Origin of the sequence: Legionella massiliensis, from assembly GCF_000756815.1 — a bacterium.
Classification (GTDB): Bacteria; Pseudomonadota; Gammaproteobacteria; order Legionellales; family Legionellaceae; genus Tatlockia; species Tatlockia massiliensis.
In genome coordinates this window covers 161,550-171,529 of the sequence record NZ_CCVW01000005.1, presented here as the reverse complement: position 1 = coordinate 171,529, position 9,980 = coordinate 161,550, and the positions used below count along the sequence as shown (strand labels likewise).

The following is a 9,980-nucleotide window of genomic DNA, read 5'->3' as shown; positions in this document are numbered from 1 at the left end:
GAAAATGAATTCAGATAAGAAAATGAATTCAGATAAGAAAATGAATTCAGATAAGAAAATGAATTCAGATAAGAAAATGAATTCAGATAAGAAAATGAATTCAGATAAGAAAATGAATTCAGATAAGAAAATGGATTCAGACAAGAAGATGGATTCAGACATGAAAATGGATTCAGGCATGAAAATGGATTCAGGCATGAAAATGGATTCAGGCATGAAAATGGATTCAGGCATGAAAATGGATTCAGACAAGAAAATGGATTCAGACAAGAAAATGGATTCAGACAAGAAAATGAATTCAGACAAGAAGATGAATTCAGGGATGAAGATGAATTCAGGGATGAAGATGAATTCAGGGATGAAGATGAATTCAGGGATGAAGATGAATTCAGGGATGAAGATGAATTCAGGTATGAAAATGAATTCAGGTATGAAGATGAATTCAAGCATGAAAATGCCGACTGAACCAACAATCATAGGGGATACCATTTCTCCTCCTAATTCGTTTCAAAAAACAATAGGAACAAAATATCAAGACTTAACATCTGCTGTTAAAACGAATGATCCTAATAAATCGGTAGATGGTGTTATTAATATGGAGTTATTTGGTTATATGGACCGTTTTATCTGGTTTATCAACGGAATTCCAGAGTATAAAGCCCATCCTATCCTTTTAGAACCTAATAAACGTTATCGTTTTATTTTTACCAATACGTCGATGATGCGCCATCCTATGCATATTCATGGCCATTGGTTTATTTTACGCAATGGACATGGTAGTTATGATCCTTTATTGCATACGCTTGATATAGCTCCCGGCGCTACGGTCACAGCGGATGTTGATACTGACGCAAGCGGACAATGGTTTTTTCATTGTCATCTGCTTTATCACATGATGACGGGTATGTCGCGAGTATTTCAATATTCTACGATCATTGAAATCGCAAAAGGAGAAGCCAAACCACAGAATGTTGTGAAATCAACCCCTTACTTTAACCGACCAATCGTTCGAGTGGATGAGGTACGCCCATTGGATACATCACTGGTGAACCATCCAATGGCCCATCCCGCAGGTTTATGGCGGGCGACCTTCCTCGATGTTGGAGCAGATCCCTTCCATAATGCCCAGCGCCTCACCTATAAAGGCTTATACGGCCCAGATTACAATAAACTTGAGCTGTATACCAATGATGCAGAGATGAGCAAAGGATCTGTAGAAAATGCGGATATCGATATATTTTATTGGCGTCTTATTAGTCAATTCTGGGCGATAAAAGCAGGTGCTAATTATTTTAATCGTCCGGCACAAACACCTTATTGGCAGCCAGGAATTGGAATTGAAGGATTAATGCCTTATTTTATTGATACCAATATTCGCGGATATTTTTATCGAGGTAGTGCCAAATTGGATGCTGAGTTTTCTCGTGACACCCAAATTACTAACAATTTTTTTATAAGAACAGGAATACGTGGCATTTTAGCATCAAAGACGGTGGCAATCGCAGAAATTGGTAGTGGGCTTAATCAAATGCGCTATATTGTAAGACCTTATTATCGATTAATGCCAGGATTAAATCTCTATGCCGAATATGAATATGAACAAGATTATGGTGCATTTAAAACATTCCAACTGAGTACAGGTAATTCTTCTAAGCAGAATACCCTGACATTTGGAATAGGGATTTTATTTTAATGTCATGGTACTTGCCACTGCCTATAGCTATTGAATTCATGAAAACAATTTTTTTTTCTTCAATGCGCAGACGTGTAGTTATTTTTCTTTGTTTAATCTATTGTCTAGATAGTCAATAAGTGCTAATGCATGATGCTGATTAATAGGTTTGTAGAAATAGGATGGAGCTATATAGGATGCATCCTCTTCTTGGTGTTGTGTTTGAGCGGTGATGGCGATAATGGGTGCAGTATCGTTTTTAATGTGCCGCTGTATAAAGGAAGTTATTTCTGGGTTATCAACCTTATATAGTTTCCTATCGATGAGAATCATATCATAAGCTACAGATTTTATATTGTCCCACGCCTCTTCTAAGCTTGAGATCACATCAACTCGTTGCCCTAATTGCAGGAGTTGAATGCGAATAATAATTCGAGCAATACTGGACTCCTCAATGACAAGAAAATAAAATGAACGATTCATGGTTTATTAGCCTTTGTGTCACAAGATTATTATTTGTATATTATTTATTCAGAGTATAGTCTTTTTCTTTGGTTTAAAATCCTCTAAATCAGTAGCAAATAATATAACAGGTAGTTAACCAGTCAGATATTGTTAGATTAATATAAAGAGCTCAACGCCTAATTGAAAGATTCGTTTTTAGAAGTAGTGATATGAATATAAACGTAGTCGCAAATTTGGAGTTTATCGACTATGCTAGATGAGTACGTTGTTGGCCTATGAATGGTATTTGCCACTCAAAGGATTTTTATCTCATATATCATAAGGAAATTATTATGGCTCATGAACAATATCAATCGTGTATCGATGCTTGTTTGGCTTGTGTTACTGAATGCGAACATTGCGCGACAGCTTGTCTTCAAGAAGATAAGGTGAAAGACATGGTTTGTTGTATTCAGCTTGATAGGGATTGTGGACAACTATGTTCTTTAGCTGCAGAAATGATGGCTAGAGGATCGAAATATGCTAAGGAAATTTGTGCTTTGTGTGCTAAGGTCTGTAGAGATTGTGCAAAAGAATGTGGAAAGCATCAACAGATGGATCACTGTAAACGTTGTGCAGAAGCGTGCAATCGTTGCGCCGAAGAATGTGAAAAGATGGCTGTTTAATCAAATAGTGATGCTTTACTAAATTGTAGCAATATAAAAGTTAGGTGAGTACTTTCATAATATATAAGTATCATTGTTATATTTGCATAGCGATTATAATTTTTGTGTCTAGGAGCACGAACCGTAACGGCTCGCCTTTTAATGAGAGTAATTTATTCGCTGTTAATGTCGTGAATGGGGAGGATGATAGCCTCCGAAGCTGCGTTTCTTTGGAGCGTCATCATTGGATTTAGTGCTTTCTGTAGACGAGGAACAGGAGCATAAGAACACTAAAAGTGTTAAAAATACAAAAAATCTAATCATGTTACTATCCGTATTAGTTTCAATAGATTAACTCTAATTTAAAAAGAATGGAAATGAAAGCGTTTATAATCATTAGTGCATGGGAATGGTATGAAAATATTTCCTATATAAAGAAAGATAAATATTATTGCGTACTGGGTCTTTAGTGCTTTATTCACTCTGTTTATTAGTTTTGGGAGTTGTTCTTAGCCATAATTCCATAGCCTGTTCCAATGAGCAATGGTTCTCCAATCCCTTTAAACGATTGCTGATTATTGGTGATCCAAGCTTTCTCCAGTATAGGAAGACTATTTATTTTATCCATAGAGATTTAATTAGCTAGCGATGTTTTGATGTTTTTTATCTCGCTTTATAGCCCATACTAATAGCGACTAGGTTATAACGGCGCTAATTAGAATTCCCTATTTATTTAGCCGTGGGGTTAATATTATGTACCTCAAGTTGAGAGGGAAATGAGTCAAGAAAATAAAAACAGATATGGATATGGAAGAATTCAGCACCCGCCAAAAAAGATAATTAAATCGCGCAATGAAACATGTGATTCTCCTTATCTTCACTATAACTTCCTTGTTAGTTTAGTTTCAAATGAACAAGTCAAAAAAAACATCATTACGAAAATTTTCCCCTCCACTTTACTTATAGCAAAACGAATGGAAAGATTTGGGCTATTACTGGCAGTGGTTTGTTATCTTACTATTAATAATTATTAAGATTTTGATAGCATATTAATTCATTATTTCTTAGTTATAACCTATCTATTCAACCATTAAATACATTTTAGAACCGTTTTTTTAACTGCCTTATTATTGGAACATGCCAAACATTGATGGATTTAGTGGTTATGAAAGAATTTATGGTGTTAGAATTAATAATTACTATTGGGGTGATTCATAATTGGTTCATCCCATTTAGATAGGCCCCATGGAATGGACTTTATCACATGAAACAACATTGCCCCATTCGATGGGTTATTCTAATTATCTTTGTGACCATAAGTCTGCCTGTATTGGCTATCAACCAGGAAAAAAAGCTTACTTTATCTGAAGCAGAATCGCTAGCTCTTACTACATCCCCTGAATTACACCGCTTTCAAGCAGCGAGTGCGGCATTACAACAACAAGCCATTGCTGAGGGTCAATTAACTGATCCGCAATTGGTCGTTGGAGTTGCTAATGTGCCGACTGATTCTTTTAGTTTTACCCAAGATGAAATGACGATGGAGCAAGTAGGATTGCAACAAACTTTTGCTCGTGGTCATTCCTTATCCATGAAATCAAAACAAAGCAGGGCATTAGCACTTGCGGAGCATAGAAAAGCGCACGAAAAAGCCTTAACGTTAATTCGCAATGTACGAGAAACTTGGTTAGAACTCTATTACTGGACCGAAGCGCTGCGCATTTTACAAGCCAATCGATTATTGTATAAAAATTTATTTAAGGTGACGACTTCACAATATCAAACGGGAAAAACAAATCAATCGGATGTTTTACAAGTGCAGTTAGAAGTTTCGAAGTTTAATGATCAAGAAATTCAGATTCAACAACAAATCAGTGTCTTGCACGCTCAATTAGAAAGGTGGGTTGGAAGAGATGCCCATCGTCCCTTAGCACTTTCCATTCCCTCATGGCCGGCCTTACCCTCACTTAAGCGATTACAAGGATGTCTACCTCAACATCCTCTATTAAATATCGATGCTGCTGCGATTGCAGCGGCTCACAGTGAGGTGGCGTTTGCAGCAGAGCAATATAAACCGGGATGGATGTTAAATGTTGGCTATGCTAAGCGTCAAGGACGCATGCCGGATGGAATGCCGCGTTCTGATTTTGTTGGTGCACAAGTCACGGTTGATTTACCCTTCTTTCCAGCCAATCGACAAGACAGGCAAATGCGAGCGGCTTATAGCCGATTGGCTGCTGCAACATTTGATCAGCAAATCCATTATCGTGATTTATTACAAGTACTCAACACGCAATATTCCATTTGGAATCGTTTAGGAGCTCGGGAAGCAGTGTACAAAAGGCAGCTGATTCCTGAAGCTCGACAAAATGCAAAGGCCTCTTTAATCGCTTATCAAAATACTAGTGCTGATTTAAACAATGTATTAAGAGCCTATAGTAATGAACTAACTATTCAGCTGGAATCGATTCAACTACACGTGGAGCGCGCTAAATCTCGCGCAATGCTTTTGTATTTAGAAGGTAAGGTTCAATGAAGAAATATTCTTTATTCATAACGGGTTTTGCCCTACTGCTTGGAGTAATAATAGGCTATTACCTAAGCCCTTTAGCGATAATAAATAATAAAGAAACCACCTCAGAAACTACGAAAAAAAAACCGCTTTATTGGATTGATTCCATGGAACCGACTATTCACTATTCAAAACCTGGAAAATCACGCATGGGAATGGAATTGACTCCTGTTTATGCAGAAGATACCCAAGAGCAAGGGGCTTCAACGATTCAGATTTCACCTTCTCTAGTCAATAACTTGGGCGTTCGAACCGCTCCTGTGATTAAAGGCTCTTTAGCGCGGCGAATTGAAACAGTAGGCTATGTGGTGCCTAACGAAAATAACATCAGTCACATCCATGCTTATGCAAATGGGTGGGTGAAAAAACTATTGGTGAAGGCGGTGGGGGATGTGGTTAAAAAAGGTCAAGTTGTGTTGCAATTGTATTCGCCAACATTAGTGAATGCTCAGGAAGAATATTTAATTGCTCTTGACAGTAAGAATCAAACATTAATCAATGCGTCTTACCAAAAACTACAAACATTTCACATTCCAGAACAGCAAATTGCACAATTAAAAAAAACACGGCAATCAAGTCATTTAATTGATATTTATCCACATCAAGGTGGTGTGGTAACCATGCTCAATGTGCGAGAAGGAATGTATGTGACTCCTGAGACAGAAATGATGAGTATTGTTGATTTATCCAACATTTGGATGATTGCCGAGGTGTTTGAGGAAGAGGCCAATTGGGTTAAAACGGGAGAAAAGGCTCAAGCCCAATTAACCGCATTTCCCGGAACGATTTGGAAAGGAGAAGTCGACTACATTTATCCTGAAGTCGATCTTAAAACGAGAACCTTGAAGGTGAGGTTTTTGTTTGACAATCTCGAGGGTCTTTTAAAGCCTAATATGTATGCTAGCATCAGTTTAGTAGCAGAATTAAAACAAGATGTTCTTAGTATTCCACTCGAAGCGCTCATTCGAAGCAGTGAAGGCGCGCGGGTGGTTGTCTCTTTAGGGAAATATGGTTTTCAGGTGCGTTCGGTAACTACAGGAATCGAGTCAGGAGATCGCATTGAAATTCTTTCAGGACTTCAAGTCGGCGAGAACGTGATCACCTCAGGTCAGTTCCTGATTGATTCAGAAAGTAATTTGAAAGTGGGCTTGGAACACCTTGAATCTTCTCAAAAATCAACTCAGCAATCACCCTCGCAAACCCAAGCGATTGAGGCTCGAGGTATCATCAGATCAATCAACGCAAAGACCCACATAATAACCTTACAACATGATGCCATTCCTAAGTTAGATTGGCCTGCTATGACCATGGATTTTTTAGTGGTCAAAACCATTCCGATTAGTGAGTTTAAAATTGGCGATACGATCGAATTCTTTTTAAAAAAAGAAAATGACCAGTTTGTCATTATCAAGATGAAAAAGGACAAGGATAAATGATTGCAGGAATTATTCGCTGGTCACTACAAAATCGTTTTTTAATTTTATTAGCCACAGCGCTTATTCTGTTGTCAGCTCCCTACATTCTAAGCAATACCGCAGTGGATGCGATTCCTGATTTATCCGATGTGCAGGTCATTATTAAAGTAGATTACCCAGGACAGGCACCTCAAGTCGTGGAAGATCAGGTGACTTACCCGCTTACAACCGCCATGTTAGCGGTTCCAGGAGCCGTAACGGTTCGAGGCGAATCCGGTTTTGGAGTGGCATATGTGTACATCATTTTCAAAGACGGTACCGATCTCTACTGGGCCCGGTCGCGTGTATTGGAGTATTTAAGCCAAATTACCAACCGTCTTCCAAGTGGTGCACAAGTGGCATTGGGTCCTGATGCTACTGGTGTGGGTTGGGTGTATGAATATGCTTTAGTGGATAAGACTGGACTTCATGATTTGGCGCAATTAACCAGTTTACAAAATTGGTTTCTTAAATACGAACTGCAAAAAGTACCTGGGGTTGCCGAAGTGGCAACCGCAGGAGGAATGGTCAAGCAATATCAAATAATCTTAGAACCCAATCGACTGCGCGCTTATGGCTTGACTTTGGAGCAAGTTAAATCAGCCATTCAGAACGGCAATAGGGAAGCTGGGGGTTCTTCCATTGAGATGGGAGAAGCAGAATACATGGTGCGGGCTAAAGGGTATATGAAGTCCATTCAAGACATAGAGCAGACGCCAGTAGGATTAGGAAAAAATGGAGTTCCTATTTTATTAAAAGACATTGCTTATGTGCAATTAGGACCACAAATGCGTCGCGGACTCACAGAGTTAAATGGAGACGGTGAAGTAGTTGGTGGTATTATTGTGATGCGTCATGGACAAAATGCCATGGAGACGATTGCCAATGTAAAAAACAAATTAGCCCAATTGAAATCGAGTTTGCCAAAAGGCGTGGAACTGATTACCACTTATGATCGCTCAAGCTTAATTCTGCGAGCAATCCATACACTTCGCGATAAATTAATTGAAGAATTTATTGTGGTTTCCTTAATCTGTATTGTGTTTTTATTTCATTTTCGCTCATCACTCATTATTATCATTAGCTTGCCTCTGGGGATTATTATTGCCTTCATGGTCATGTATTGGCAGGGTATTAATGCCAACATCATGTCATTGGGGGGAATTGCAATTGCAATAGGTGCGATGGTTGATGCCGCCATTGTAATGATTGAAAATGCGCATAAGCACCTTGAGAAAGAACCTGACTCTTCTAAAAATCGTTGGCCAATTATTCAGCAAGCAGCCCTTGAAGTGGGGCCTCCTTTATTTTTCTCTCTATTGATTATCACGTTTAGTTTTTTACCGATTTTTACGCTGCAAGCTCAAGAAGGGCGATTATTTTCTCCCTTAGCCTACACCAAAACCTATGCGATGGCGGCCTCAGCAGTACTTGCCATCACCTTGGTACCCGTGCTCATGGGCTATTTGATTCGCGGTAAAATAAGGCCTGAAGAAGAAAACCCCCTTAATCGCGCATTGAGAGCGGTATATCGTCCAGCGATTGATGTGGTATTAAAAAGACCCAAAACCATCTTACTATTGGCAGGTGTCATCTTGTTAATCGGATTTTGGCCAGTTACCCGGTTGGGTGGTGAATTCATGCCTGATTTAGATGAAGGAGATTTACTCTACATGCCCACTACTTTTCCAGGGGTATCTATTGGGGAAGCGCAGCGCATTTTACAACAGACAGATAAATTGATTCGCACGGTCCCTGAAGTCGATACAGTCTTTGGCAAAATAGGCAGAGCCGAAACGGCAACCGATCCGGCGCCATTGTCTATGGTAGAAACAACAATTCAATTTAAGCCAAAGAGTGAATGGCGTCCTGGTATGACCCTGGAGAAAATTCGTGAAGAGCTCGCTTTACGGGTCAAATTACCCGGTTTATCCAATGCTTGGGTGATGCCGATTCGTACACGCATTGACATGTTAGCCACCGGCATTAAAACACCGGTTGGCATTAAGGTCGCTGGCGCTGATTTAAAAACCATTCAATCAATTGGTCAAGAAATTGAAACGATATTAAAACAAATCCCAGGTACGGCCTCAGTTTATGCAGAGCGTGTGGCTTCCAGTCGTTACGTGACCATTGATATTAATCGACTTAAAGCCGCTCGCTATGGTTTGTCGATTGGGACTATCCAGGAGCTGATTGAAACGGCAATCGGTGGGCTTAATGTAACTCAAATGGTAGAGGGGCGTGAGCGTTATCCGGTGAATCTGCGCTATCCACGAGAGATTCGCGACTCACTGCAGCGATTGCGGATGCTTCCCATTGTGACTGCAACAGGGGCTACGATTCCTTTGAGTGAAATTGCGCGTATTGATATTACCGAAGGTCCTGACATGATTCGCAGCGAGAATGCTCGGCTTAACGGTTGGATTTATGTGGATATCACCGGGCGTGATTTAGCGTCTTATGTTAATGAAGCACAAGAAGCGCTTAGTAAGAAACTCAAATTACCCGCAGGTTATTCATTGTCCTGGTCAGGGCAATATGAATATTTAGAACGTGCAAAAGAGCGCTTAAAAGTCGTTGCTCCCGTTACTCTTTTTATCATTGCTTTATTACTTTATTTAAACTTTAGGCGCATGGCAGAAGTGGTTATTATTTTAGCCACTTTGCCGTTTGCTCTAATCGGAGGCATTTGGCTCTTATATATATTAGGCTATCATGTATCAGTGGCTGTAGGGGTAGGTTTTATAGCGCTCGCAGGTGTTGCTGCTGAAACTGGAGTAGTGATGCTGGTGTTTCTTAATCATGCACTTGAACGTCGAGAGGCATTGGCACAACGAGAAAAGCGACAACTGACTCAAGAAGACTTACACTTGGCAGTGATTGAAGGAGCATTGCTTCGTTTGCGACCAAAGCTCATGACCGTTACTGCCATTATTGGTGGCTTGCTCCCTATTATGATGTTTGGGGGAACAGGATCAGAAGTCATGCGACGTATTGCTACACCAATGGTGGGAGGAATGGTGAGTGCTACCATACTGACCTTAATTGTGATTCCCGCAGTGTATCTGTTGTGGCAAGAACGACGAATTTCCAAGAAAAATTATTTAATAAATGATAGTGAAAATGGTTAATTTCTTGAGTTTTATTGGATTAGGAAAGATAAAACGAAT

General features: G+C 39.6%; 7 protein-coding genes. 6 read left to right on the top strand and 1 reads right to left on the bottom strand.

Annotated elements, in window-relative coordinates; translation table 11 throughout:
• Nucleotides 1-1,693: multicopper oxidase domain-containing protein (locus BN1094_RS18590; protein ID WP_176695325.1), on the top strand; the 1,693-nt coding region annotated here is incomplete at its 5' end.
• A 78-nt stretch (nt 1,694-1,771) separates the two neighbouring features.
• Here the strand turns inward: BN1094_RS18590 and BN1094_RS18585 are convergent.
• Nucleotides 1,772-2,155 carry a response regulator gene (locus BN1094_RS18585; RefSeq protein WP_044012889.1) on the bottom strand — a complete coding sequence of 128 codons (384 nt, stop codon included), beginning with the start codon at nt 2,153-2,155 and terminating at the stop codon, nt 1,772-1,774.
• 314 nt (nt 2,156-2,469) lie between these two features.
• Here BN1094_RS18585 and BN1094_RS18580 point away from each other — a divergent pair, with 314 nt between their 5' ends.
• The 5 genes from BN1094_RS18580 to BN1094_RS18560 all read left to right on the top strand — a co-directional run bounded on the left by BN1094_RS18580 (nt 2,470) and on the right by BN1094_RS18560 (nt 9,941).
• Nucleotides 2,470-2,802 (top strand): four-helix bundle copper-binding protein, encoded by a 333-nt coding sequence (locus BN1094_RS18580; RefSeq protein ID WP_044012885.1) that lies wholly within the window; start codon nt 2,470-2,472, stop codon nt 2,800-2,802.
• 755 nt (nt 2,803-3,557) lie between these two features.
• A complete protein-coding gene (locus BN1094_RS18575) occupies nt 3,558-3,815 on the top strand; it encodes a hypothetical protein (RefSeq protein WP_044012880.1) in 258 nt (85 codons plus the stop codon).
• Between the two features lie 230 nt (nt 3,816-4,045).
• On the top strand, nt 4,046-5,317 hold the full coding sequence (locus BN1094_RS18570; RefSeq protein WP_044012877.1) for a TolC family protein: 1,272 nt from the start codon (nt 4,046-4,048) through the stop codon (nt 5,315-5,317).
• On the top strand, nt 5,314-6,789 hold the full coding sequence (locus tag BN1094_RS18565) for an efflux RND transporter periplasmic adaptor subunit (protein WP_081935212.1): 1,476 nt from the start codon (nt 5,314-5,316) through the stop codon (nt 6,787-6,789). Before BN1094_RS18570 ends, BN1094_RS18565 begins: the two co-directional genes overlap by 4 nt.
• Nucleotides 6,786-9,941: an efflux RND transporter permease subunit gene (locus tag BN1094_RS18560; protein WP_044012874.1), complete on the top strand. Its 3,156-nt coding sequence runs from the start codon at nt 6,786-6,788 to the stop codon at nt 9,939-9,941. The genes BN1094_RS18565 and BN1094_RS18560 overlap by 4 nt, the downstream gene beginning before the upstream one ends.
• Nucleotides 9,942-9,980 lie beyond the last annotated feature (39 nt).